Here is a 22481-nt window from a genome sequence, read left to right on the forward strand (position 1 = left end):
GGTTTCAAACAGGCGGCGCGCAACCATGACATCGCCGCATGGCTGTATTTTAGTCTTTTTCGGCCCGGAACGGGCGATCGGTCAGTTTACGCACCGCATCACGCGGCGCCACGCCTTCGTGCAGAACCCGAAACGCCTGCGTGGAGATCGGCATCTCCACGCCCAGTTGCTGGGCGATGCGATGGACTTCGCGCGCCACCCGCACGCCCTCCACCACCTGCTGGATCTCGCGCTGGGCGCCTTCCACGTCGGCGCCAGCGGCCAGCGCCAGGCCCATGCGGCGATTGCGCGATTGATCGTCGGTACAGGTCAGCAGCAGATCACCCAGACCGGCCATGCCGGTAAAGGTCTCGCGATGACCACCGAGTTTCTCGCCCAGCCGCATCATCTCGGACAGGCCCCGCGTGATCAGCAGGGCTCGGGCATTGGCGCCATAGCCCAGGCCATCGGAAATGCCGACCGCGATGGCGAGCACGTTCTTGACCGCGCCGCCCACGCCCACGCCCACGACATCGGCGGTGGTATAGACGCGAAACACGCCGTCGTGAAACGCCCCGGCCATGGCCCGCGCGAATTCGGCGTCGATCGAGGCAATGGTGACCGCGGTGGGCATGCCCTGACCGACTTCGCCGGCGAAACTCGGCCCCGACAACACCGCCGTGACGCGATCCACGCCCAGCACCTCGGCGGCGACCTGGTCCGGCAACAGCGCGGATTCCGGCTCCAGGCCCTTGGTCGCCCAGATCACCCGCTGTTCGGGGCGCAGGACGGCCTCGAGATCAGTCAGACATTCACGCAGGGCGTGACTGGGCACGACCACCAGCACATCGTCGGCGGCCGCCACCGCTGCCGCCATATCCGGTTCGGGGGCTAGCGAGTCGGGCAGCGGACAGCCGGGCAGATAGCGGCTGTTCTCGCGTGCCTCGGCCATCTGCGTTACGGCCGCGGTATCACGCGCCCACAGCCGCACAGCGTTGCCGTTGCGGGCCAGTTGGATGGCCAGCGCGGTGCCCCAGGAGCCGGCACCGAGCACGGCCATCCGGCGCGTCACGTCGCGCTCGTGCGCTGCGGGTTCACTCACGGGCGTCTAATGCGTCGCGCTGCCGGCGTCGGTCGGCGCGCCGGTCTGGTTCTGCTGATGCTGGGCATAGAGCATGTCGAAATTGACCGGCTGCAGCAGAAAATGCGGGAAACCCGCGCGCTGGACCATGTCGCCGATGCTCTCGCGTACATAGGGAAACAGCACCGACGGGCAATAGGCGCCGAGCACATGGCCACGCTCGCCGTCGTCCTCGAAGCCCTCGACCTGGAATACGCCGGCCTGCTGGACCTCGACGATATACGCGGTGCGATCGGCCTGCTTGGCGGTCACGGTCACGGTCACGATGACCTGATGGGTCTCGGCGGACAGACTCTCGATACGCGTATTCAGGTCCACGTTCACCTCGGGCTTGTAGTCCTCGGTGAATACGCGCGGGCCGTCCGGCACTTCGATCGAGGCGTCCCGGACATAGATTTTCTGCAATGCGACCTGGCGCTGTGCCTGGCCGTTGTCGGATGTGTCTTCCGCCATGTGATGATCTCCTCGTTCTGACTTGACGTGGTCGCGCGATGCCTCGGGCGCGTTGCTACTTGCTGGTCACCGGCATGCCGTCGCCCTGCCAGGCGTTGATGCCGCCCTTGAGCGCATAAACCTTGGCGTAGCCCTGCTTGCGCAGCTTGACCACGGCCTGCGGGGCGACGTTGCCGATGCCGCAATAGCAGATGATGGTGCGATCGGTGTTCTTGGTGATTTCTCCGGCGCGCTCGTCGATGCCCGCCATCGGGATATGCTTGGCGTTGAGGATATGGCCCTTCTTGTAGTCGGCCGCCGAGCGGGTATCGACCACGATCGCATCCTCGACGTTCATCAGGCGGACCGCTTCGGTCGCCGGGATCGGGCGCTGGCCCTTGAACATGCGCATAGCCTCGGTGACCGCGAGCGCAATCAGGGCCGCGAGCAGCGCCCCCCATAGAAGCGGGTGATTGGTGACGAATTCCTGAATCTGCTGCATAGAATGCGGTCCGCTCGGCCGTTTCGGGCCGTCAAGTCACGTTCGAAATACGCGGGCCAGCCCGCGCGCCGGCCGCGATTATTGCATACCGGGCGCGCCCGCCGCCCACTGCAGGGTGACAACGCTCTACAATCGCGGCCATGCGTTTGTCCCGACTGATCGGCGTCTGCCTGTTCGCCCTGCTCCCAGCGCTGCCCGCGCCCGCGGCCAGCGACTCCGACCGCTCGGATCGCGCGCGCGCGGAACTCGATGCGCTGCAGGACAAGATCGACAAGGTGCGCAAGCAGATCGCGGCCGACAAGAGCAAGCGTGGCGATCTGTCGTCGCGGCTGGCGGCGGCCGAAGACGAGATCAGTACCGCCTCCAGACGCCTGCGCACCCTCGACGCGGACATCGGCAAGGCCAGGGCCAGCGTCGCCAGTCTCGCCGGGCGCCGCAACGAAGAGCGCGATCAGCTCACCGATCGGCTCGACGCGCTGCGCGCCCAGGTCCGCGCTGCCTACGCCAACGGGCGCATGGACAAGATGCGTCTGCTGCTGTCGGGCCAGTCGCCGGAAAAACTCGGCCGCATGCTGGTCTATTACGAGTATTTCGCCAAAGCCCAGACGCGGCAGGTCGCCAGCCTGCGCGAGGCGCTGTCCGATCTGGTGGTGCGCCAGAAAGCGCTGGAAAAAGAGCAGGCCACGCTCACCCGCCAGCGTGAGGCGCGCTCGGACACCCTCGCACAACTGGAAGCCAATCAGCAGCAGCGGCGCAACACCATTGCCGCGCTCGACAAGCGGCTGTCGTCCCGGGCCGCCAGCCTCGACGAAATGAAAGCCGACGCGGCGCGTCTGGAAAACCTGATGAGCTCGCTGCGCAAACAGCTGGCCACGCTGCCCGAGCCGAGCGGCGACAACACGCCCTTCTCCCAGCTCAAGGGCCGCATGACACCGCCGGTGCGCGGCTCGGTGCTGGCGCGCTTCGGCACCCGCAAGGCCGGCGGGCCGCTGCGCTGGCAGGGCGAATGGCTGTCCGCGCCCGAAGGCACGCCGGTCACGGCGGTGGCCGGCGGGCGCGTGGTCTATGTGGGCTATATGCACCGCTACGGCCTGATCGTGATCATCGACCACGGCCACAACTACTACACCCTCTACGGTCACGCCGAGAGCACCTACGTCGAGGTCGGCGACTCGGTCGATCGCGGCCAGGCCATCGCCAAGGCCGGCCGCAGCGGTGGCCACAGCCGCAGCGGCACCTATTTCGAGATTCGTCGCGGCCAGACACCGATCAATCCTTCGAGCTGGCTGTCCGGCTGACCGACGCGGCACGGCCACGGCCAGGCCGATCCGGGCAATCTGGGTAATCCGGCTTACGAGCGCGTTGATGAAAATCGTCCCGATGCAGGGCAAACGCCTGTTAGATACGCGTTTTATGCTATCTTTTCGACGAAATAATTGCGGTCGCAGACCGCTTAATCTTTGCGCGCGACTTGCGCGTTCGGGCCGTTGACCGCCCCAGGGGAGTTCTGCTTCATGCGATCGAAAACCCGCAGCTCGCTGTTGATTGCGCTTGGCATTGCCATCGGCGCCCTGGTGAGTTTCAGTCAGGCCGGTCTGGCCCAGCAACAGAGCCCGGCGCCTGCCGACGACGACGTCGCCGCCCACGGTCTGCCTCTGGACGAGTTGCGTACCTTTGTCGAAATCCTCAACCGCGTGAAACAGGGTTACGTGGAGGACGTCAGCGATCAGGATCTGCTGGAGAATTCGATCCGGGGCATGCTCGATGGCCTGGACCCGCATTCGGCGTATCTGAACAAGGAAGAATTCCGCGAGATCTCGATCTCGACCTCCGGCAAGTTCGGCGGCCTGGGCATCGAGGTGCAGTTGCAGAACGGCTTCGTGCGCGTGGTCGCGCCCATCGACGACACCCCGGCGAGCAAGGCCGGCATCCAGCCGGGCGACCTGATCGTGCGTATCGGCGATACCGCGGTCAAGGGCATGACCCTCATGGACGCGGTCAAGAAGATGCGCGGCGATATCGGCAGCGATATCACCCTCACCATTCTGCGCGAGGGCCAGGACGAACCGTTCAAGGTCACGCTCAAGCGCGCGGTCGTGCGCGTCAAGAGCGTGAAATCACGCATGCTCGACGCCGACTATGGCTATGTGCGGATCACCCAGTTCTCCAGCAATACCGGTGACGGCCTCAACCGCGCCATCGAGAAACTCAAGGACAAGGCCGGCAAGGCCGGTCTGCGCGGCATCGTGCTGGATCTGCGCAACAATCCCGGCGGCGTGCTCAGTTCCGCGGTCGATGTGTCGGATACCTTCATCGACTCGGGCGGCATCGTGTCGATTCGCGGTCGGGCCCAGAACACCGACCAGCAGTTCGATGCCAAACCCGGCGACATGCTCGACGGGGCGCCGATTGTCGTGCTGGTCAACGAAGGCTCGGCCTCGGCCTCGGAGATCGTCGCCGGCGCCCTGCAGGACGACAGCCGCGCGGTGATCATGGGCACGCGCACCTTCGGCAAGGGCTCGGTACAGACCATCATCCCGCTGCAGAACGGCGCCGCGCTCAAGCTCACCACTGCGCGCTACTACACGCCCAGCGGGCGCTCGATCCAGGGCGACGGCATCCAGCCGGATGTCGGCATCCAGGACGTCAACGTGACCGCGGCCAAGAGCAACGGCATCACGCCGTTCTCCGAGGCCGATCTGGCCGGCGCACTGGCCAACGATACGCGCACGCCCGAGCAGGCCAAGGCGGCCAGCGAGGCCGCAGGCAAGAACAGCGACCTGGCGGCCAAGGACTATCCGCTCTACGAAGCGCTCAATCTGCTCAAGGGCCTGCATATCCTGCGTTCGCGCTAGCGCCGACGGCCATTTTTCCGCAATACAGCGTTGCAGCTCGTTCATGTAGCTTGGCTATGCCGCGCTCGCTGCGCCTTGCCTTGCGAAAAAAATGGCCGCCGGAGCGGCCTCTTGTGAGATGGCAACAGGCTCTAGGAGATCATCGACTGCAGCCACTGCATGCGGTGATGCGCGGCCGTCTGACCGCAGCGCAGGAACCCCAGCCGGGAATACAGCGCTTCCGCACGGGAATTGCTCTTGAACACTTTCAGGGTGACGCCCTGGTCGTTGGCCGCGGCCCGCGCCTGCAGCATGCCGATCAACCGGCCGCCGAGCCCCAGACCCCGCACCTGTTCGTCCAGCGCGATATTCACCAGATGCAGATCATTCGCGCGCGCCTGAATCTGGATATATCCGACGGCCGTGCCTTCGTAGATCACGATCCGCGGCGGCACGGCGGCAAACAACGCCGCGAAGTCGCGCTGCTGCCAATCCTCGTTCCAATTCCAGATCTGCTCGATGTGCGTCTTGAATGCAGCGACGTGCCAGGCGTAGACGCGGTCGTAGTCGCTGGCGCGTACCGCGCGTAGCCTCAGCCTGGGCGCGACCGGCCCGACGGGTAACGGCGCTGCCGGCGGGTTCATCCGCGCCAGGCGCGAATCCAGCAGCCCAGGCCGATCACGCCGACCGCGCCGCCGAGCCAGTCCGGCGCCTCGGGATAGACCACCAGCAGCACGCCGGACACCACGGCGCCGGTGCCGACCACGGTCCAGCGCATGGCGCGGCGGGCAATGCGCAGCTCGTCGGTGATATCGCCGAGCGCGCGCTCGAGCTCGCGCGCGGCCGGATTGGTCCCTTCGTCGAGACGCCGCATGAGCGTGCTCGCCAACCCCGGCAGGCTGTCCATGATCTGCGGCAGCTGATTCCTGAACCGCGCCGCAGCCACTTTCGGGCTGGCGCGATGCAGCATCCATTCCTCTAGCACCGGCTTGGCCGTGGCCCAGAGATCCAGCTGCGGGTACAGATCACGGCCCAGACCCTCGACGTTGAGCACGGTCTTCTGCAGCAGTACCAGCTGCGGCTGCACCTGATAGCGATAGCGGCGCGCAATCTTGAACAGGCGTACCAGGAACAGGCCGAAGGAGATCTCCGCCAATGGCTTGTTCATGATCGGCTCGGACACCGTGCGGATCGCGCCCTCGAATTCCTCCAGGCGGGTATCCGCCGGCATCCAGCCGGATTCGATATGCAACTCGGCGATGCGCTTGTAGTCCTGGTTGAAGAACGCGAGGAAGTTCTCGGCCAGATAACGCTGATCGTCGGCGGTCAGCGAGCCGACGATGCCGAAATCCAGGCCGACGTAGCGCGGCCGGTGCGGATGATCGGTCTGCACGAAGATATTGCCGGGATGCATGTCGGCATGAAAGAAATTGTCACGAAAGACCTGCTTGAAGAAGATCTCCACGCCGCGCTCGGCCAGCACCTTGAAGTCCACGCCAGCGGCCTTGAGCGTTTCCACATCGTCGATGGGTACGCCGACCATGCGCTCCATGACCAGCACGTTCTCGGTGCTGTAGTCGAAATGGATCTCGGGGTGGATGATCAGATCCGACCCGGCCCAGTTGCGCCCCAACTGGCTGGCGTTCGCACCCTCGCGCATCAGGTCGAGTTCGTCGGAAATGATGCGGTCGTACTCGGCCACGATCTCGACCGGCCGCAGCCGCGACGCCTCGGGATGAAAACGCGCCGCCAGGCCCGCGAGCCGGTAGAGCACGGCGATATCGCGCTCGATGCGTTCATGCACATCGGGGCGCAGCACCTTGACCACCACCTCGCGGCCTTCATTTTCATTGGCGCGGGGATGCAGGCGCGCCACATGCACCTGGGCGATCGAGGCCGCGGCCAGCGGTTGTTCATCGAATTCGGCGAAGAACACGTCCAGCGGGTGGCCGTAGGCAGCCTCGATCAGCCGGCGCGCCTCGGCACCTTCGAACGGCGGCACGTCATCCTGCAGCTTGGACAGTTCCTCGGCCATGCCGTCCGGCAGCAGGTCCCGGCGCGTGGACAGGGTCTGGCCGAACTTCACGAACACCGGCCCCAGCGCTTCCAGCGCCAGCCGCAGGCGCACGTTCACGGATTGATCGAAATCGCGCCGGCGGCCGACCAGCCAGGTCGGCGCGGCGTCGCCCATCAGCTCGCCCAGACCGTACTCGCGCACGGCGCGCAGGATTTCCAGCAGGCGCCGGCTGCGTGAGAACATCAGCGGGCGCTCTCGAGACGGCGCATGCGGGCGTCGAGACGCTCGCTATCGTCGCGCAGGGTTTCCACCGCGGTGACGAATTTCTCGTGTTCCCAGGCACCGATCACGTCGCGGGTTTCCTCGCGCAGGTATTCGGCGGCCTGTTCCGGCAACTCGCGCATGGCCCGGGACAGCAATGACCGCGCGCCGCGCAGGCCCTTGCCCACGAAATATGCCGGCACCGGCCCCAGCCGGGCATCGATAATATCGGTCACGTCGAAATCCACGCTCGAAAACAGATCGGCGAACCGCTGCGCCACGCCGATATCGCCCTCGATACGCAGGCCGCCGCCGGTAAGGCCGTCGCGCCCACCGGAAAACAGGATGCGACCGAAGGCCGCGCTGGTACCGGTCAACGCCACGTCGGCCTCGCCTTCGGCGGCGGCGCGCACCTGCAGGCCGTGCTGCTCGGCGACGAACGCCAGCCGAAACGCCAGATCGGAAAAACGCACTTCCAGCGCGCGGCCGGCCAGATCCCGGCAGCGGGCGAGCGCGCGCTCATCGCTGGCGACATATTTGTTGAGCGCGATCTCGATCGCGCCGAGCGCCGCCGTCGGCAGACTCCGCAACTCGCCAGCGCTCATGCCTTGTAGCCGCGGTGGACCGCAACAATCCCGCCGGTGAGGTTGTGATAGCCGCAACGCACGAAACCGGCATCGCTCATCATCGCCTGCAGTGTCTGCTGATCGGGGTGCATGCGGATCGACTCCGCGAGGTAGCGATACGAGGCTTCGTCATTGGCGACCTTCTTGCCCAGCCACGGCAGCACCGTGAACGAATACAGGTCGTAGAGCTTGTCGAGCCCGGGCACGGCCGGCTTGGAGAACTCGAGCACCAGCGAACGGCCGCCGGGTTTGGTCACGCGCGCCATCTCCGCCAGCGCCGCCGGCTTGTCGGTGACGTTGCGCAGCCCGAAGCCGATGGTCACGCAGTCGAAGCTGTTGTCGGCGAACGGCAGTTTTTCCGCATTGGCCAGACAGTAATCGATATTGCCGACGACGCCGCGGTCCATCATCCGGTCGCGGCCATTGGCCAGCATCGCGCCGTTGATATCCGACAGCAGCACGCGCCCCTTGGGGCCGACACGGCGGGCAAAGCCGGCGGCCAGATCGCCGGTGCCGCCGGCCAGATCCAGTACGCGATCGCCTTCGCGCACGGCGGCCAGTTCCAGGGTGAAATGCTTCCAGGCCCGATGGATGCCCATCGACATCAGGTCGTTCATGATGTCGTAGTTGTCGGCCACCGAATCGAACACCGCCGCGACACGGCCCTGCTTGTCGCGCCGGGAGACACGCTCGTAGCCGAAATCTATGGTCTCGGGATCGTTGTTCGAGCCGGCACCGGCGGCATTGGCACCGGGCCGTTCGGGATTGTCGTGCTGGGTCATGTCAGACCTGGAATTAGAGCTGGGGCAAGCTTACGCGAGGCACACCAAGCGGCCAAGCAGACGGCCGACCCGGACCGCTGCACACGCGGCGTAATCGATGTTTCCCGTAGGCTGAGATCAAACCCGTTTTCATGGACGACAACCCGTGCCGAAAAACCAATATGACCTCGTGATCTTCGGTGCCACCAGCTTCGTCGGCCAGCTGGTCTGCGCCTATCTCGCCCAGCGCTACGGCAGCGGCGGCGCGCTGAGCTGGGCCCTGGCCGGGCGCTCCAAGGCCAGGCTGGAGAAAGTCCGCGCCGACATCGGCCAGCCCGACGCGCCCCTGATCGTGGCCAATGCCAACGAGCCGGCCACGCTCGCCGCGCTCTGCGAACAGACCCGCGTGGTGGTGTCGACCGTCGGCCCCTATGCGCTCTACGGCGAACCGATGATCGCGGCCTGTACCGAAAGCGGCACGGACTACTGCGATCTCACCGGCGAGGTGCACTGGATTCGGCAGATGCTGAGCAAATACGAGGACGCCGCCAAGGCCTCCGGCGCACGTATCGTGCATTGCTGCGGCTTCGATTCCCTGCCCTCTGATCTGGGCGTGTATTTCCTGCAGCAGGAGGCGCAGAAGCGATTCGCCGCGCCCTGCACGCGCGTGAAGATGAGGGTCAAGGCCATGCGCGGCGGGTTTTCCGGCGGCACCGTGGCGAGCATGACCGCGCTGGCCAAACAGCTGCGCAAGAATCCGGCCCTGCGCAAGGAACTGGCCAATCCCTACTCGATCTGCCCGCCCGGCTACAGCCCGGACGTGCGTCAGCCGAGCGTGCGCGGCGCCCAGCACGACGCGGACGCCGAGGCCTGGATCGCGCCGTTCATCATGGCCACCACCAACGAACGTATCGTGCAACGCAGCAATGCCCTGTCGAACCAGGCCTATGGCGCCGGTTTTCGCTATGACGAGGCGGTGATGATGGGCCGCGGCAGCAAAGGCCGGCTGGCCGCCTACGGCATGACCCTGGGCCTGGGTGGATTTCTGCTCGGCGTGGCGCTGGCACCGACCCGCACGCTGCTCGAACGCTTCGTGCTGCCCGCCCCCGGCGAAGGCCCCAGCCCCGAGGCCCAGGACAAAGGCTTCTACGACATCCGCCTGTTCGGCACGACCGCCGACGGCCGGACCCTGAAGGCAAAAGTTCTGGGCGACCGCGATCCCGGCTATGGCTCGACCTGCAAGATGCTCGGCGAAGCCGGCGCCTGTCTGGCCCGCGATATCGACGCCGATACGCCCGGCGGTTTCTGGACGCCGGCCACGCTGCTGGGCAACAAACTCATTCAGCGTCTGCAGGCGCACGCCGGAGTGACGTTCGAGGTGCTGGACTGAACAGACCCGTTTGCATCGCTAACGCCCGGTCCCATATAAGCGGTGGCGGCGATTCATGCAGTCTGCATCTATCGCCCGAATGAACGCTCCACAAGGAATCGATGCCATGACACAGCCCAACGACCCGGTCTGGTTCATCACCGGCTGCTCCACCGGCTTCGGCCGTGCGCTCGCCCAGCAGATCATCGACGACGGCGGCCGCGCGGTGATGAGCGCGCGCGACAAGTCCCGCGTCGCGGATCTCGCCGAGGCGGCCCCGGATCGCGCGCTTGCGGTCACGCTGGACGTGACCGACGCGGCTCAGATTCAGGCGGCCGTCGCCGCGGCAAATGAGAAATTCGGCCGTATCGACGTGCTGGTCAACAACGCCGGCTATGGTTATCAATCATCGGTGGAAGAAGCCGAGGACAGCGAGATACGGGCCCAGTTCGAGGCCAACGTCTTCGGCCTGTTCGCCATCACCCAGGCGATTCTGCCGGGCATGCGCGAACGTCGGCGCGGGCATGTTCTCAACATCAGCTCGGTGGCCGGCTTCATCGGCTTTCCGGGCTCGGGCTTCTATGCCGCCAGCAAGCACGCCGTGGAAGGCTGGTCGGACGCACTGGACGCCGAGGTCGCACCGCTGGGTATCCGTTCGATCTGTATCGAGCCGGGCCCCTTCCGAACCGATTGGGCCGGCCGTTCCCTCAAGCAGACGTCGAGCCGCATCGCCGACTATGCCGACACGGCAGCGGCGCGCATGCAGGGCACCCGCGATGGCAGCGGCGCCCAGCCCGGCGATCCCGAGCGCGCGGCCCGGGCGATGATCGATCTCGTGGCCCATCCCAACCCGCCGCACCATCTGGTGCTCGGTGCCTGGGGTGTGGACAAGGTCGAGGGGTATCTCAAGAGCGTGCTCGACGAAATCGACGCCTGGCGGGATGTCTCGGTCGCCACCGACTATCCCGACTGACCGACCACGGGGCCGGTCAGCCGAGACCGCGGCCGGCCCGTCAGTAGGTGCCGATCACCTTGGCGGCATGCTGCTGTTCATCATCGCGCACGCCCATGACCAGACTGGCCGCGACGCAGATCACGAGGTTGAGCAACAGCCCCCAGAGCCCGCTGAATACGCCCAGCGGCCGCAAGCCGATGAAGGTCATGCTGGCTGCCAGCACCGCACCGGCGAGCATGCCCGCGAACAACGCGCGCGGGTTGAGGCGGGCCCAGTAAAGGCCCAGAATCAGCGCCGGTGCGACCTGGATCAGCAGCTCGAACTTGAGTACGAAGATCTGATACAGCGTCGACGGCGGATACCAGGCGATGATCACCAGCACCACTACCGCGACCAGCCCCACCAGCTTGCCGACCAGCACCTTGCGCTGCTCGGAGGCATCGGGGCTGATATAGCGGCCGTACAGATCGTTCGACACGATCGACGAGAAGGTCAGCAGCACCGAGTCGGCGGTCGACACGATCGCCGCGATCACGCCGCCGAACAGCATGATCATCGCCCAGTAGAAGATGATGTTCTTGTTCGCCAGCGCGTTGGCCATGCGCCCGACCAGTTGTTCGGACTCGGCGGTGGTCAGATCCGGGAACGCCGCGATACCGATGATGCCGACCACGAACACCACGCCCGCGGTCACGAACGGCATATACGCCATCCGTATGAACGAGCGCTTGAGCGTGGCCTCGCTGCGCGCAGCGAAAATGCGCTGAATGGCGTGGGGATACACCGCCGCTCCGATGCCGACAAGCAGTAACAGACAGAACCAGTGGGTCACCCCGCCCGCGTCGGGCGCCCCCAGTTTCTCCGGCGTCTGTTGCAGCATCAGTTCGGCGGACGTCGCCGGGCCGCCGAAATAGATCAGCGAGCCGATCAGCAGCATGAACACGCCGAACAGCAGTGCAATGCCCTGGATCGTGTCGGTATAGGCCACCGAGCGCATGCCGCCCAGCCAGCTGTAGGCAACCATAATGACGATGAAGAACACCACGCCGACCTGATAGGGAATGGTGCCGCCGGTCAGCCCCGAGACGCCCTGGCCGATGGCCACGAACTGCTCCAGCAGATAGTTGCCGAGCGCATAGAGCATCAGGATGGCCGCCAGAATCGTCACCGCTTTCGATTTGAAGCGGATATCCAGCCAGTCGACCGGCGTGAGCAGACTGAATCGGCGCCCGAGCTGATACAGGCGCGGGGCAAAGAACAGATAGCTCGCGATGATCAGGATGAAGAACGGCACCGACACCAGATACTGATAGCCGATGCGATACGCGGTGGGCGGATAGCCGACCACGGTATTGCCGCTGTACTGGGTAGCGAAGAAGGTGAAGAACAACACCATCACGCCGAGCCCCCGCCCGCCGAGATAGTATTCGTCCAGACTTTCGCGAATATTGCGATTGCTCAGATAGGTATAGAGCCCCACGCCGAGCATGAGTGCGCCGTAGGCCACCAGCACCACGATGCCGGAGACGCCGCCGAATGCGAGTTCCATGCGTTACTCCCCTGGCTCGTTGTGGTCGTTGTCGGCGTCGAGATCCCATTGGCAGCACACCACCCAGGTGATGAACACCGACAGGGCGAGCGATGCCGCGAGAATGATCCACGCCCAGTACGGCACGCCCCAGAACAACGGCGTATACGAGCCGGCCGGGAAATACCACGGGTTGATCAGTGCAAAGATCACCACGAACACGAGCCATACGAGCGGGCTCTTGACCGGCTCCTTGGTCTTTCTTTTCATTTGTCTCCTCCTTGTCCTTGTTATTGCTGCCACGCGCCACCCCTTATCACTTTGACGCAATCGGAGCAGGATGGCCGGGGGGCCGCCGCTGACACAATCAGGCAATCGGCAAGCCTGGCTTCGCGAAAGACGAAACCACGCCAGGGTCTGTTGCCGTAAAACAGCCCTTGTCCCGTAGGGTTGGGCCTCAAATCACCTCAGCCGGCGTTGCAAGTCTTGATCGTGGCGAGCCACGACCGGCGACTCGCGCCTTGTCTAACGCAATTTGAGGACGCCAACGCGGCGCTCGGACGACGCGGCAACAGACCCTAGTATTATCAGTCCGGCACAAAAATACATGAACCGGCCGGGTTAATAACATTGCCCGCCGCGGCGCAACGGATATGGCCAGGCGATGAAACGAATCGATCTCACGACGCTCCGGCTGTTTGTCTCCATTGCCCATGAGCGCAGCCTGACGGGGGCCGCCGACCGCGAACACATCGCACTGGCCGCGGTGAGCAAGCGCATACGCGATCTGGAGACCCAGCTCGAAGCCGAGTTGCTCTATCGACGCCCGCGCGGCGTGGAACTGACCCCCGCCGGCGATGCCTTGCTGCACCATGCGCGCACCGTGCTCGACGACATGGAACGGCTGCAGGCGGATCTGAGCGAATACAGTCGCGGCGTGCGCGGACATGTCCGTCTCTATGCCAACACATCGGCGATCATCGAATTCCTGCCCGCGGACCTGAGCCGATTCTGCCAGCGTCATCCCGAGGTCAAGATCGATCTGCAGGAGCGCATCAGCAGCGAAGTGGTACACGCGGTGCGGGAAGGCCTGACCGATATCGGCGTATTCGCCGGTCAGCAGCCGGTGCAGTATCTGCAGACCTTTGCCTATCGCCGCGACCGGCTGGTGCTGGTCACCCCGCGCGATCATCCGCTGGGCGCGCGCACCTCGGTGAGCCTGCAGGAAGCCGTAGCCTACGACTTCATCGGCTTGCAGCAGGACGCATCGCTGCACGAACTCATAGCGACCGCGGCCAAGAACAGCGGCGCGCGCCTGCGCATGCGTATCCAGGTGCGCAGCTTCGAGGGCATCTGCCGGATGATCAGCTACGGCATGGGCGTGGGCGTACTGCCCGACAATGCGGTGGCCGCGCTCGGCCACAGCCTGGATCTTTCGATCGTGCCGCTGAGCGACAGCTGGGCCGAGCGCCAGCTGTCGCTCGCCGTACGTGATTACGACGCGCTATCGGTGCTGGCACGGCAGATGGTCGATCACCTGATCGGGCGGCCGGGCGACGCCTAGGATGCTGTCGGACTCACAGATCAATCGACTGCGCCGGCACGACAGTCGCGGCTACGCGTACGCGAAACACGAAGCCTCGTTCTGTGATCCGATGATTGTCGATTTCCGGCGTTGTGCCTAGGCTGAATCCATCATCCGAACGCACGAGCCCCGATGGAAGCCGCCGATCATGCAAGCGAGACCCGCGCCGCGATGGCCCTGGAAGGCATCCGGGTACTCGAACTCGGTCAGCTGATTGCCGGGCCGTTCGCCACCAAGCTGCTGGGCGAATTCGGCGCCGACGTGATCAAGATCGAGCCGCCCGGCACCGGCGACCCGCTGCGGCGTTGGCGCGTGATGCGCGGCGACACCTCGCTATGGTGGCATGTGCAGACCCGCAACAAGCGATCCCTGTCGCTGGATCTCAAGTCCGAAGAAGGCCAGGATATCGTAAAGCGACTGGTCGCCGAGGCGGATATCGTGGTCGAGAACTTCAGCCCCGGCCGGCTGGAGAAATGGAATCTCGGCTGGGAAGACCTGTCGGCGATCAACCCGAAGCTGATCATGGTGCGCATCTCGGGCTACGGCCAGACCGGCCCCTATCGCGACCGGCCCGGTTTCGGCGTCATCGGCGAAGCCATGGGCGGGCTGCGTTATCTGTCCGGCGCCCCGGGCGAATCCTCGGTCCGCGTGGGTATTTCCATCGGCGATTCGCTGGCCGCGCTCTACGGCGTGATCGGCGCGCTGCTCGCCCTCACCGAGCGCGCTCGCTCCGGCCTAGGCCAGTACATCGACGTCGCCCTGTATGAGTCGGTGTTCGGCATGATGGAATCGCTGATTCCGGAATACGATGGCGCCGGGGTGGTCCGTGAACCCAGCGGCAGTGCCCTGCCCGGCATCACGCCGTCCAACGCCTATCGCTGCGAGGACGGCCGCGAAGTGCTCATCGCCGGCAACGGCGACAGCATCTTCAAGCGCCTGATGAGCGCCATCGGCCGCGACGATCTCGGCGACGATCCCGATCTGGCCCACAACGACGGCCGCAGCGCCCAGGCCGAGCGCATCGACACCGCCATCAACGACTGGACGCGCGAACACAGCCGCGCCGAGGTCCTCGAGGTGCTGGAAGCGGCCCGGGTGCCGGCCGGCCATCCCTACACCGCCCAGGACATCGTCGAGGACCCGCACTACGCGGCGCGCGAGATGATCCGGACCATTACCACTACCGACGGCGAGTCGCTGAAGGTGCCGGGGGTGCTGCCGCGCCTGAGCCGCACCCCCGGCCGTATCGACGGCGGTGGCCCCGCACTGGGCGAACACACCCAGGCCGTGCTCGACGAACTGGGCATCGACGCCGACACCCAGGCCGAACTGCATGCCCGCGGCGTGTGTTTTGGACCCGGGGGAACCTCTGGTTGAATCGTCACGGTCGCGCCGGCGTGCTTTGCGTGCGGCTGGCAAGGAGAGAAGAATGTAGCGTGCCCGACAATAGACCAGTTGCACGTGAATGATGAACGCCGCCGTCAAGGCGCGCGCAAAGCCCCGGCCTTTCTTGCAATGCAAGAAAGGTTCGGCCCAAGCCGCCCCGCTACGGCGTTGCCGGGTTCGGTCCGGCGACTGGTTGATGTTTGGGCCGGACGCGTTACCCGGCGCCTTGTATCTATGCCGTTTGCCTAATCTAATCTTTTAGGCGAACACGATCCGCCAGCAGTCAATCAGAGGTTCCCAGAGACAACGCCTGACATGAAAAACCGTATCCACATCAACGACGTCGCCGCCCGCGACGGCTTCCAGATCGAAGCCGAATTCGTGCCCACCGGCGACAAGATCGCATTGATCGACGCCTTGTCGAGCACCGGCCTGGCCAAGATCGAGGCGACATCGTTCACCTCACCGAAGGCGATTCCCAACCTGCGCGACGCGGCCGACGTGATGGCCGGCATCCGGCGCGCCCCAGGTGTGGCTTATGTGGCGCTGATTCCCAACGAAAAAGGCGTGGAACGCGCGCTGGCCTGTGGCACCGATGAACTGAACTTCGTCATGTCGGCGAGCGACAGCCATGGCCGTGCCAATCTGCACATGAGCGCCGAGCAATCGCTGGAGCGTTTCGCCCGCATGGTGGATCTGGCCGCCGGCGCGGATGCCACGACCAACGCGTCCATCTCCACCGCTTTCGGCTGCCCCTTCGAAGGCGACGTCGCGCCCGAACGCGTGCTGGAGATCACGGCCCGCATCGCCGGCCTCGGCATCGACGGGGTCACCCTCTGCGACACCACCGGCATGGCCAATCCGCGTCAGGTCAGCGATCTGTGCCGCGCCGTGCGCGAACAGCACCCCGGTCTCGATCTCACCCTCCATCTGCACAACACGCGCGGCATGGGCCTGGCCAATGCACTGGCGGGCTGGCAGGTCGGGGTGACCCGTTTCGACGCCGCGCTCGGTGGGCTCGGCGGCTGCCCGTTCGCGCCAGGGGCGACCGGCAACGTCTGTACCGAGGACCTCGTCCACATGTTCGAGCAGATGGGCGTCGACACCGGCGTCGATCTCGACGCCCTGCTCGCGGTGGCCTCGACCCTGCCGGACATCGTCGGCCACGCGGTACCCGGCCAGGTGGTCAAGGCCGGGACATCGCAGCGCCGCTATGCGTTGCCGGCAGCGGCCGGCTGAGGCACGAAGTCCGCTATCAGTCGCCGTCGATCCACGACGCGACGAGGTCGGGATGATCGTCGATGAACGTCTTGGCGGCCGCATCGTAAGAGCTGTTGTTGGCTTCGGCCAGCATCGGATTGATCTGTTCGAGCGTGAACGTCATCCGGCGTAGAAAACCGGTGATCTCGGGCTCGGCGTCGACCAGCGCGGGATTGACGATGGCATCGACGTGTTCTTCGCCGCCCATGACGCCCTTGGGATCCTTGAGATAGCGCAGATCGTAGCGCTCCCATTTCCAGTGCGGGCTCCAGCCGGTAACCACGATCCATTCATACGCGTCGATGGCGCGCTTGAGCGCCGCGGTCATCGCCGGGCCGCTTGCGGTAATCAGCCGGTAGTCGTCGAGCCCGTAGGCCTCGAGCGCTTTCTTCGATACCTGCATCTCGCCGGCCCCGGCGCTGATGCCCTGGATGCGGCCATCGAGCTGCTCGACCACGTCCGGGTTGGTGAGATCCTCGAAGCTATCGAGCTGGTCAGCGGGCACATAGTCCGGCACCACCCAGCCCAGTTGCGCGCCGGTATAGATCGTGCCGAGATTGACCACCTTGTCCTTCACCCGGTTCATATAGTCTGCGTGGGTGACCGGCAGCCAGGCGGCCAGGAAAACCGCGCGTTCGTTCTGCGCCGTGCCCACGAACGACACGCCCACCGACACCTGCTTGAGTTCCACCGGCGTGTCGTAGTGCGCCTCGATCAGATCGCGCGCGATGCGACTGATCGCCTCGTCGGCCGCATAGTTGTCGGTATAGATCGTGATCGGCTCGGCCGCGGACGCGACCGACCCGCCGGCGAGCCCGGCCAGCAGCACCGCGATCGCCCCTAAAGTCTTGAAATAGCTCAAAACAACTCCCTCGCCCTGTTGTCGATACATTTGCCTGCCGCCGCGGTACGCACCCCCTGAGGCAGCGCCAGTGCGCGGACGCCGGCCGGTGACCGACGCGGTACATGCGCGGACGTGGCATGACCACCACACTGACATATCGGGGCAGCTCGGTACGATTCGCGCATCGGGACGGTCCCGTAGTAAGCGATGTGAACATCGACCGGACGAACAGGAGAATCACCCTATCGCCCGCGACCCCAAGCGCGCCGCGAGACCCGAACGAAATACGGAAAAAAAGGGGTTGTTGCGCCTCGCACCTCAATCGACCCGCTCGAACCTGCGGCGCGGCAGCGCACAGCGGCGCCCCCACCACATCGACTGCACCCCCGCGAGAATGATCAGCCCGATGCCGCACAGACCCAGCGTGTCCGGCAACGCCTGAAACAGCAGCACGCTCCAGAAGGCCGAGAACACCAGATAGCTGTAATCGCCGGCGGCCACCACCGGCGCAGGGCCGGTCTGATAGGCGCGAGCCATGCAGATATTGGCGGTCACGAGGATTGCCGCAAGAGCGACGATTGTCAGCGCCACAGGCCAGGCCAGATCGCGCATGCCCCCGAAGATGAACGACGAATGCGCGGCGAGCGCCGGCAGCGGATGCCAGGCGAGCAGCACGACACCGAACACACCGACCATCAGAAACACGATGTTCAAACACAACGAGAGCACCAGCGGCGATTCGTCGCGGCACTGGGCGCCGGTGACAAGCGCAGCCAGCGCATAGAGCACGGCAGCCGCCAGCGGAAGCAGCAGCATGGGCGAGAAGGCATCGGTGCCGGGGCGCAGCAGCAGAAGTACGCCCACGAAACCGACAGCCACCGCCGGCAGATTGGCATCGCCCAGGCGTCGGCTGCCGATCGCCGACAACACCGTGATCAGCAAGGGCGCGGTATACAGGGCCGCCGAGACCGTCGGCATGTCGAGGCTCGGCAGCGCCGCATAGACCAACAACCACATACCGACCAGCAGCAGGCTGCGTATCACGACCCATAACCTGCGCTTGGGCCAGATCGCGCATCGACGGCGCAGAATCAGCATCACGAGCAGCGCCGGTACGGCGATCAGCGAGCGCAGCAACACCAGTTGCCAGACACTGATCTGTTCACTCACGATCTTGACCAGACCGTCACCCAGCGCCAGCACGACCGCCGCCAGCATGATGAAACCCAGACCCGCACCGGCGCGCGCGGCCGGCATCAGCTGTGTAGTCATCCATCCAATCCATGATGAAGCGATCGCGGCCGATGCTGCGCCGGGCGCGTACCGGCGTCACTCGATTTATCGATCCGGATTCATTACCTGAGGTAATGTATTGATATGAATCGCCTGAGTCGTCAATTGCCGCCCTTGGCCACCCTGCTGCCGTTCGAGGCGGCGGCTCGCCACGAGAGCTTCACCCGGGCCGCGGCGGAGCTGCATCTCACCCAGGCCGCCATCAGCCGCCAGATCCGGGCCCTGGAGAACGATCTGGGCACACCGCTGTTCACGCGCTCGCATCGGGCCGTACGCCTGACCGACGCCGGCCTGCAGCTCGCGCGCGCCCTGAGCACCGGGCTCGAGACCATCGCGGCGACCGCGCATCGGCTGCGCTCCCGCCGCGACAACGACGACATCATCCTGTTGGCCGAGATCTACGTCGCCATGTACTGGCTCATCCCGCGTCTGCCGGCCTTCCATGAAACGCATCCGGATATCCGGCTACGGGTGAATGCCTCCACCCAGCCGCTGACCCACGCCGAAGAATCGTTCGACATCGCCCTGCAATGCAGCGATCGCCCGGCCGGCGCGCTCACGCCCCTGTTTTCGGTTCCCGACGCCGTGTTCCCGGTCTGCAGCCCCGCGGTCGCTGCCGAAGGCTCGCTCACCCTCGCCGAGCTGATGACCTATCCACTGCTGCACTGTCGCGATGATCCACAGGATGGCTGGATGACCTGGAACCAGTGGTTCGACGCAGTCGGTTCGCCGGCCACCGCAACCGGCGGCCTGGTGTTCGACAACTATCCGGTGGTGTTGCAAGCCGCGGTCATGGGCCAGGGCGTCGGTCTCGGTTGGGGACGCGGGGTGGAATACCTGTTGTCGACCGGACAACTCGTGCGCCCGACAAGCGAGCAACTGGTATTGGCAGACGGCCTCTCGGTCTACCGAACGGTGAGCGCTGCCGCTGAACAGCCAGGTGACAGGCGTCTGGCCGTCGTCACGAACTGGCTGGCGAGCGCCCTGAACGACTGAACGCAGCTCTGGCTCGTTGCGCCGATCGGGCAGACCGCGCCGTGATCATGCATCGCAGGCGCGCCAGCGCCGAGAGCATCCGACCAAGACCTCGTTGATCAATCCTCGCGCGGATCGATTTCGGGGTCATCCAGATCGGTCTGAACCCATCGTTCACTGACGTGAATATCGATGCTCTCCAGACGTCCCGGCCCGAGGTTATGGTACTTGTGCGGCACATGGGCCGGCCCGAGCACGACCTGCCCGGCACCGACCTCGATCCTGCGGTCGCCGACCGTGAACAGCGCCCGCCCCTGGCGCAGCACGAAGATTTCGTCGTAGGGATGCATATGCAGCGTCGGGCCGACGCCGATCTCGTCGGTCGAGTAAGCCAGCACGGTAACGCCGGTGCCCAGCCGGACACCCTCGACGCTTCCCTTCCACGGATTCATGTCCGTGAGCCAGTCGGTAGCTTCAGGCACCTTGAGCCGACTTTCCGAGGAACTGTTGTTCTGGCTCATGACGTTTCTCCAGCGGACCGGCGACTACCGGGCGTAGCTCGCAGGGGCCCACGCATTCGTATCAATAGACCACGTTGCGGATGAAAGTGACGATGCGGCTGCCCTCGTTCGCGTAGCCATGGGCACGATCGCTGGCGAAGACATGGAAATCGTTCGCTTGAATGGTGCGCGGCGGCTCGTCGGCCACATACAGGGTCAGCGTGCCGGCGGTGACCACCAGCATGTCCTGCCAGCCGCCCGGGTTGGCGGCGGAATCGTAGCGTTCGCCCGGCGCCAGCGACCACGACCAGAGTTCGACTTCGTTGCGCGCGGCCTTGCTGGCGAGCAGCGTGGCATGGCTGGCCGGGTCGCGGCCGGCCCAGGCCACTTCCTCGATGCGGTCCGAGTCGCCACTTTCGCGCGGCTGCACCAGCGCGTGGAACAACACGCCCAGCGTCTCGGCGATACGATCGAGGGTGTTGAGGCTGACGTTGACGTCGCCTTTTTCGATATTCACCAGCATGCGCCGACTCACGTCGGCACGCTCGGCTAGCAGTTGCTGACTGAGCCCGGCGTCCTGACGCAGGCGACGCACATTGTCGGCCACATGAACGAGCACATCCGGTCGCTTTTCGGGACTGTGCAATATATTGCGCTTTTCCTGATTCTCGTCCATCATGCCGGCCCTGAACACCGGCGCGACCACGCCCTGGACCGGCAGCACCTGAATAGGCCGGTCGCATCCATCGGCTGTCTTGTCATGGCTAATATGTCTCGTTCCGTCGTGTCCCGGCTCGCACCGATCGCGCTGCTGGTCGTGGCCATCGCCTGCATCCAGAGCGGCGCCTCGCTTGCGGCGACCCTGTTTCCGGTCATAGGCGCGGCAACGACGACATCGATGCGGCTGATCCTTGCCGCCGTGCTGCTCCTGCTGATCTTTCGTCCGTGGCGCCGACCGGTCGCGCGTGGTGACTGGACCAACATCGTGATCTACGGCGTCGCCCTGGGCACGATGAATTTCCTGTTCTACCAGGCTCTGCAAAGCATACCGCTTGGCATTGCCGTTGCGCTCGAATTCACCGGCCCGTTGACGGTCGCCCTGCTGTCGTCCAAGCGCAAACTCGATCTGCTATGGGTCGCCCTGGCGATCGGCGGACTGTTCGTGCTGCTATGGCCGGACAACTCGACGAGTGGCGCCCTCGATATCTACGGCATCGCCTGCGCGCTCGGCGCCGGCGGCTGCTGGGCACTGTATATCCTGTTCGGCCAGAAGGCCGGCGCGGTCAACGGCATGCAGAGCGCGGTGCTCGGAATCACCATCGCCGCGCTGGTCATCGCCCCGATCGGGCTGATCGGCGCCAGTACTGCGATCTTTCGGCCCGAAGTGCTGTTGCTGGCGCTGGCCGTAGCGATCCTGTCGACCGCACTGCCCTACACGCTGGAAATGTTCGCCCTGCCGCGCCTGCCCACGCAGACGTTCGGCACGCTCATGAGCATGGAGCCGGCCTTCGGCGCGCTGTCGGGCCTGTTGTTCCTGGGGCAGACGCTCGGCCTGCTGCAGTGGCTGGCGATTGCCGCCGTGATCGTGGCCTCGGTCGGCACCACCCTGACCGGTGAATCCGCCGACACGCTCGAGGCGCCTTATCCGGACTGAGATGCGCCCGAACTGAAATAGCAATCGGCGGGGGCGGATCGTACTATTGAAACCCTGGGAGCCTGCCGGACCGGCCGATACCGCGCGCGATGAACAGCACACTCAAAAAATATCTGCCGCTCCTCGTCGTTGCGATCGCGGCGTTTCTCGGCGCCGAACAGTTCGGGCTATCCGACAACAGTTCTGCCGATCGGGCCACGTCAAGACCGTCCGCGCCCAGCACGCGCAGCGGCAATGACGCCGACGCGGCCATCGCCAAGGCTTACCGTGCCAAGGCGCACGATGTACGCGTTCGTGGCGAAGGTCGGGTGAGCGCCGTGCTGCAGGACGACACCCGGGGCAGCCGCCATCAGCGTTTCATCCTGCGACTTGCCTCCGGCAATACCGTTCTGGTCGCGCACAACATCGATCTGGCGCCGCGTATTCCGTCCCTGCGCAAGGGCGACACGGTAGGCTTCAACGGCATCTATGAATACAACGAACGCGGCGGCGTCGTGCACTGGACCCACCGCGACCCGGGCGGCCGCCACGCCGGCGGCTGGCTCGAGCACGCCGGCCAGCGCTACCAATAGCGAGCCA

At 65.2% G+C, this 22481-nt stretch carries 23 protein-coding genes; 10 read left to right on the plus strand and 13 right to left on the minus strand.

Going from position 1 to position 22481, the window contains the following annotated elements; translation table 11 throughout:
* Positions 1–49: 49 nt before the first annotated feature.
* Genes ACFOSU_RS06230 through ACFOSU_RS06240 form a run of 3 tightly spaced genes read right to left on the minus strand, consistent with a single transcriptional unit; the run spans position 50 to position 2054 of the window.
* Entirely contained in the window at positions 50–1039 is a 990-nt protein-coding gene (locus ACFOSU_RS06230; protein ID WP_380689178.1) for an NAD(P)H-dependent glycerol-3-phosphate dehydrogenase, read from the minus strand.
* A gap of 48 nt (positions 1040–1087) precedes the next feature.
* Positions 1088–1573, minus strand: a complete 486-nt coding sequence (gene secB, locus ACFOSU_RS06235) for a protein-export chaperone SecB (RefSeq protein WP_380687559.1) — start codon at positions 1571–1573, stop codon at positions 1088–1090.
* A 55-nt stretch (positions 1574–1628) separates the two neighbouring features.
* Positions 1629–2054, minus strand: coding sequence for a rhodanese-like domain-containing protein (locus ACFOSU_RS06240; RefSeq protein WP_380687561.1), 426 nt, complete (start codon positions 2052–2054; stop codon positions 1629–1631).
* 140 nt (positions 2055–2194) lie between these two features.
* Between ACFOSU_RS06240 and ACFOSU_RS06245 the strand changes: the two genes are divergently transcribed.
* On the plus strand, positions 2195–3352 hold the full coding sequence (locus ACFOSU_RS06245) for a murein hydrolase activator EnvC family protein (protein WP_380687563.1): 1158 nt from the start codon (positions 2195–2197) through the stop codon (positions 3350–3352).
* A gap of 216 nt (positions 3353–3568) precedes the next feature.
* Entirely contained in the window at positions 3569–4909 is a 1341-nt protein-coding gene (locus ACFOSU_RS06250) for a S41 family peptidase (RefSeq protein WP_380687565.1), read from the plus strand.
* Between the two features lie 131 nt (positions 4910–5040).
* Here the strand turns inward: ACFOSU_RS06250 and ACFOSU_RS06255 are convergent, their stop codons facing one another.
* The 4 genes from ACFOSU_RS06255 to ubiE are packed head-to-tail and all read right to left on the minus strand — an operon-like array spanning position 5041 to position 8574.
* Positions 5041–5532 carry a GNAT family N-acetyltransferase gene (locus tag ACFOSU_RS06255; RefSeq protein WP_380687567.1) on the minus strand — a complete coding sequence of 164 codons (492 nt, stop codon included), beginning with the start codon at positions 5530–5532 and terminating at the stop codon, positions 5041–5043.
* Entirely contained in the window at positions 5529–7148 is a 1620-nt protein-coding gene (gene ubiB / locus ACFOSU_RS06260; protein WP_380687569.1) for a ubiquinone biosynthesis regulatory protein kinase UbiB, read from the minus strand. The genes ACFOSU_RS06255 and ubiB overlap by 4 nt, the downstream gene beginning before the upstream one ends.
* A complete protein-coding gene (locus ACFOSU_RS06265; RefSeq protein WP_380687571.1) occupies positions 7148–7771 on the minus strand; it encodes a ubiquinone biosynthesis accessory factor UbiJ in 624 nt (207 codons plus the stop codon). The genes ubiB and ACFOSU_RS06265 overlap by 1 nt, the downstream gene beginning before the upstream one ends.
* Entirely contained in the window at positions 7768–8574 is an 807-nt protein-coding gene (ubiE, locus tag ACFOSU_RS06270) for a bifunctional demethylmenaquinone methyltransferase/2-methoxy-6-polyprenyl-1,4-benzoquinol methylase UbiE (RefSeq protein ID WP_380687574.1), read from the minus strand. The genes ACFOSU_RS06265 and ubiE overlap by 4 nt, the downstream gene beginning before the upstream one ends.
* A 145-nt stretch (positions 8575–8719) precedes the next feature.
* Between ubiE and ACFOSU_RS06275 the strand changes: the two genes are divergently transcribed.
* A complete protein-coding gene (locus ACFOSU_RS06275; protein WP_380687576.1) occupies positions 8720–9943 on the plus strand; it encodes a saccharopine dehydrogenase family protein in 1224 nt (407 codons plus the stop codon).
* A gap of 106 nt (positions 9944–10049) precedes the next feature.
* Positions 10050–10895, plus strand: a complete 846-nt coding sequence (locus tag ACFOSU_RS06280; RefSeq protein ID WP_380687578.1) for an oxidoreductase — start codon at positions 10050–10052, stop codon at positions 10893–10895.
* A gap of 40 nt (positions 10896–10935) precedes the next feature.
* On the opposite strand, the gene ACFOSU_RS06285 is transcribed toward ACFOSU_RS06280, so the two are convergent.
* Together ACFOSU_RS06285 and ACFOSU_RS06290 are read right to left on the minus strand one after the other, a co-directional pair.
* A complete protein-coding gene (locus ACFOSU_RS06285; protein WP_380687580.1) occupies positions 10936–12426 on the minus strand; it encodes a sodium:solute symporter family protein in 1491 nt (496 codons plus the stop codon).
* Positions 12427–12429: 3 nt separating this feature from the next.
* Positions 12430–12675: a hypothetical protein gene (locus ACFOSU_RS06290; RefSeq protein ID WP_380687582.1), complete on the minus strand. Its 246-nt coding sequence runs from the start codon at positions 12673–12675 to the stop codon at positions 12430–12432.
* Between the two features lie 394 nt (positions 12676–13069).
* Here ACFOSU_RS06290 and ACFOSU_RS06295 point away from each other — a divergent pair, with 394 nt between their 5' ends.
* From ACFOSU_RS06295 to ACFOSU_RS06305, 3 genes are all read left to right on the plus strand, one after another.
* Entirely contained in the window at positions 13070–13969 is a 900-nt protein-coding gene (locus ACFOSU_RS06295) for a LysR substrate-binding domain-containing protein (RefSeq protein WP_380687585.1), read from the plus strand.
* Positions 13970–14122: 153 nt separating this feature from the next.
* Positions 14123–15367: a CaiB/BaiF CoA transferase family protein gene (locus ACFOSU_RS06300; RefSeq protein ID WP_380687587.1), complete on the plus strand. Its 1245-nt coding sequence runs from the start codon at positions 14123–14125 to the stop codon at positions 15365–15367.
* Positions 15368–15691: 324 nt separating this feature from the next.
* Positions 15692–16615, plus strand: a complete 924-nt coding sequence (locus ACFOSU_RS06305) for a hydroxymethylglutaryl-CoA lyase (RefSeq protein ID WP_380687589.1) — start codon at positions 15692–15694, stop codon at positions 16613–16615.
* A gap of 16 nt (positions 16616–16631) precedes the next feature.
* Here the strand turns inward: ACFOSU_RS06305 and ACFOSU_RS06310 are convergent, their stop codons facing one another.
* Both ACFOSU_RS06310 and ACFOSU_RS06315 read right to left on the minus strand, forming a co-directional pair.
* Positions 16632–17498 (minus strand): glycine betaine ABC transporter substrate-binding protein, encoded by an 867-nt coding sequence (locus ACFOSU_RS06310; RefSeq protein WP_380687591.1) that lies wholly within the window; start codon positions 17496–17498, stop codon positions 16632–16634.
* A 300-nt stretch (positions 17499–17798) separates the two neighbouring features.
* Positions 17799–18752 (minus strand): DMT family transporter, encoded by a 954-nt coding sequence (locus ACFOSU_RS06315; RefSeq protein ID WP_380687593.1) that lies wholly within the window; start codon positions 18750–18752, stop codon positions 17799–17801.
* A 105-nt stretch (positions 18753–18857) separates the two neighbouring features.
* Between ACFOSU_RS06315 and ACFOSU_RS06320 the strand changes: the two genes are divergently transcribed.
* Positions 18858–19769, plus strand: a complete 912-nt coding sequence (locus tag ACFOSU_RS06320; protein ID WP_380687595.1) for a LysR family transcriptional regulator — start codon at positions 18858–18860, stop codon at positions 19767–19769.
* Positions 19770–19867: 98 nt separating this feature from the next.
* On the opposite strand, the gene ACFOSU_RS06325 is transcribed toward ACFOSU_RS06320, so the two are convergent.
* Both ACFOSU_RS06325 and ACFOSU_RS06330 read right to left on the minus strand, forming a co-directional pair.
* Entirely contained in the window at positions 19868–20200 is a 333-nt protein-coding gene (locus ACFOSU_RS06325; protein WP_380689180.1) for a cupin domain-containing protein, read from the minus strand.
* A gap of 130 nt (positions 20201–20330) precedes the next feature.
* Complete coding sequence (locus ACFOSU_RS06330) at positions 20331–20924, minus strand: helix-turn-helix domain-containing protein (RefSeq protein WP_380689182.1); 594 nt, start codon at positions 20922–20924, stop codon at positions 20331–20333.
* 84 nt (positions 20925–21008) lie between these two features.
* Between ACFOSU_RS06330 and ACFOSU_RS06335 the strand changes: the two genes are divergently transcribed.
* The gene (locus ACFOSU_RS06335; RefSeq protein ID WP_380687597.1) at positions 21009–21902 is read left to right on the plus strand and encodes an EamA family transporter; all 894 of its coding nucleotides are present in this window, start codon (positions 21009–21011) and stop codon (positions 21900–21902) included.
* An 89-nt stretch (positions 21903–21991) separates the two neighbouring features.
* Positions 21992–22474: a DUF3465 domain-containing protein gene (locus tag ACFOSU_RS06340; protein ID WP_380687599.1), complete on the plus strand. Its 483-nt coding sequence runs from the start codon at positions 21992–21994 to the stop codon at positions 22472–22474.
* The last annotated feature ends 7 nt before the right edge of the window (positions 22475–22481 follow it).

Origin of the sequence: Salinisphaera aquimarina (genome assembly GCF_042643355.1) — a bacterium.
GTDB lineage: Bacteria > Pseudomonadota > Gammaproteobacteria > Nevskiales > Salinisphaeraceae > Salinisphaera > Salinisphaera aquimarina.

Bases quoted from the DNA above. Each gene is read 5' to 3' on its own strand.
- ACFOSU_RS06325 (WP_380689180.1), bottom strand. From the start codon at position 20,200: ATGAATCCGTGGAAGGGAAGCGTCGAGGGTGTCCGGCTGGGCACCGGC.
- secB (WP_380687559.1), bottom strand. From the start codon at position 1,573: ATGGCGGAAGACACATCCGACAACGGCCAGGCACAGCGCCAGGTCGCA.
- ACFOSU_RS06250 (WP_380687565.1), top strand. From the start codon at position 3,569: ATGCGATCGAAAACCCGCAGCTCGCTGTTGATTGCGCTTGGCATTGCC.
- ACFOSU_RS06245 (WP_380687563.1), top strand. From the start codon at position 2,195: ATGCGTTTGTCCCGACTGATCGGCGTCTGCCTGTTCGCCCTGCTCCCA.
- ACFOSU_RS06320 (WP_380687595.1), top strand. From the start codon at position 18,858: ATGAATCGCCTGAGTCGTCAATTGCCGCCCTTGGCCACCCTGCTGCCG.
- ACFOSU_RS06335 (WP_380687597.1), top strand. From the start codon at position 21,009: ATGGCTAATATGTCTCGTTCCGTCGTGTCCCGGCTCGCACCGATCGCG.
- ACFOSU_RS06285 (WP_380687580.1), bottom strand. From the start codon at position 12,426: ATGGAACTCGCATTCGGCGGCGTCTCCGGCATCGTGGTGCTGGTGGCC.
- ACFOSU_RS06330 (WP_380689182.1), bottom strand. From the start codon at position 20,924: ATGGACGAGAATCAGGAAAAGCGCAATATATTGCACAGTCCCGAAAAG.
- ACFOSU_RS06290 (WP_380687582.1), bottom strand. From the start codon at position 12,675: ATGAAAAGAAAGACCAAGGAGCCGGTCAAGAGCCCGCTCGTATGGCTC.
- ubiE (WP_380687574.1), bottom strand. From the start codon at position 8,574: ATGACCCAGCACGACAATCCCGAACGGCCCGGTGCCAATGCCGCCGGT.
- ACFOSU_RS06230 (WP_380689178.1), bottom strand. From the start codon at position 1,039: ATGGCCGTGCTCGGTGCCGGCTCCTGGGGCACCGCGCTGGCCATCCAA.
- ACFOSU_RS06305 (WP_380687589.1), top strand. From the start codon at position 15,692: ATGAAAAACCGTATCCACATCAACGACGTCGCCGCCCGCGACGGCTTC.
- ACFOSU_RS06340 (WP_380687599.1), top strand. From the start codon at position 21,992: ATGAACAGCACACTCAAAAAATATCTGCCGCTCCTCGTCGTTGCGATC.
- ubiB (WP_380687569.1), bottom strand. From the start codon at position 7,148: ATGTTCTCACGCAGCCGGCGCCTGCTGGAAATCCTGCGCGCCGTGCGC.
- ACFOSU_RS06295 (WP_380687585.1), top strand. From the start codon at position 13,070: ATGAAACGAATCGATCTCACGACGCTCCGGCTGTTTGTCTCCATTGCC.
- ACFOSU_RS06255 (WP_380687567.1), bottom strand. From the start codon at position 5,532: ATGAACCCGCCGGCAGCGCCGTTACCCGTCGGGCCGGTCGCGCCCAGG.
- ACFOSU_RS06300 (WP_380687587.1), top strand. From the start codon at position 14,123: ATGGAAGCCGCCGATCATGCAAGCGAGACCCGCGCCGCGATGGCCCTG.
- ACFOSU_RS06240 (WP_380687561.1), bottom strand. From the start codon at position 2,054: ATGCAGCAGATTCAGGAATTCGTCACCAATCACCCGCTTCTATGGGGG.
- ACFOSU_RS06280 (WP_380687578.1), top strand. From the start codon at position 10,050: ATGACACAGCCCAACGACCCGGTCTGGTTCATCACCGGCTGCTCCACC.
- ACFOSU_RS06315 (WP_380687593.1), bottom strand. From the start codon at position 18,752: ATGACTACACAGCTGATGCCGGCCGCGCGCGCCGGTGCGGGTCTGGGT.
- ACFOSU_RS06265 (WP_380687571.1), bottom strand. From the start codon at position 7,771: ATGAGCGCTGGCGAGTTGCGGAGTCTGCCGACGGCGGCGCTCGGCGCG.